This window comes from Vibrio sp. Vb0304 (assembly GCF_033338995.1).
Lineage (GTDB): Bacteria > Pseudomonadota > Gammaproteobacteria > Enterobacterales > Vibrionaceae > Vibrio > Vibrio alginolyticus.
Genome location: NZ_JAWOTT010000116.1, coordinates 1 through 1,446, shown reverse-complemented (window position 1 = coordinate 1,446; position 1,446 = coordinate 1). Strand labels below are relative to the sequence as shown.

Annotated in this window: 1 protein-coding gene; it reads left to right on the top strand. The window is 47.0% G+C overall.

Annotated features, from left to right (window positions below):
• Positions 1 to 1,446 (top strand): response regulator (locus R7P35_RS24255; RefSeq protein ID WP_318092880.1); only part of this gene is annotated, 1,446 nt, incomplete at both ends.

The window sequence follows — 1,446 nt, the reverse complement described above, 5'->3', positions numbered from 1 at the left end:
GTCGTTCCCGCCAGTCAAAAATACCAACTTGATATCATTATCAAAAGTGGTCAACGCTTAGCTAACCTCGTAGACGATTTATTGGATTACCACAAAATGCGCTATGGCAGCATGGATATACAAAAATCGGCAGTAAGCTTAGCTAGTGCAACACGCTTGGTGCTTGAGCTTTCTAATCACCTGCTAGGCAATAAGACCATTCGCATCATCAACCAAGTACCAGCCGACCTTAAAGCCGTTTCGGCCGATCCTCAACGCCTCGAACAAGTGCTGTATAACTTGATTGGCAATGCCATTAAATACACCTCAGAAGGTAAGATCGTCATTTCCGCTACCATTTTTGACGATCACGTCCTGGTGCAAGTGGTCGATACTGGTCAGGGGATTCCAGCAGAACATCTTGAGCATATTTTTGAGCCTTTAATTCAAGCTGGCCAAGATGCAAGTCGCTATCGTCAAGGTGCGGGACTGGGACTATCGATTAGCCGCCAACTGATTGAGTTGATGGGCGGTTCACTTTACGTGAGCAGTCAGCCGATGGTCGGCACCACGTTTAGTTTCACACTGCCCTTGGCCAGCGAAGAAGAAATCCAAGCAACTCAAACTTTAGTGGCGCGCGGGCACTTTCAAATTCCTGAGATTAATTTGGAAAATGGCGACGACTTATCGCTACCAGAGAACCCTGATGGCCCACTGCTTTACGTCGCAGATGATGAACCCGTTAACTTGCGAGTACTGGAAAGCTTCTTGCGCCTAGAAGGATACCGCGTTCGTACCGTTTCAGATGGCCCAGAAACACTGGCGCTGGTTGAACAAGAAAAGCCGGAACTGCTGTTACTCGACATTATGATGCCCGGCATGAGCGGCTACCAAGTATGTAGTGAACTACGTGAAACCTATGATCATGCTGAGCTACCTATCATTATGCTCACCGCTCTCAGCCAAACAGAAGACCGTGTGAGAGGCTTTGAAGCAGGCGCGAATGACTACTTATCGAAGCCATTCAACAAACAAGAGTTGGCGGCACGTATCCAAGCGCATTTAACAGCAAGTAAAGCGGAAATGCGCCATATGGAAAACAAAGTGCTGGAGTCAGAGCTTAGACAGCGTGCTGTCGTCGAAGCAAGCCTTCTTGAAACTCAAGGTCGTTTGTTAGAACAGCTAGAATCTGCTCCGGAAGCTATTATTTGTCTGCGAGAAGATCAGCGTATTCGTTTTGCCAACGAAGCGGCTTGTAAGCTATTCAAACGCAGTTTAGAGCAACTTAAACGCTCATCAGCTGACGAACTGATCGCACCAAAATATTTGACGGTGAAGCAGCCTCATTATTGCGGCAAGATTGATATCTACATCGAGGATATTCGTCAAAACATTGAAGCCGACATTCTAAAACTGCCAGAAGGCTCTGGCTTAGATGTGATGTACATCTTTAATGTCGGTGGTGGA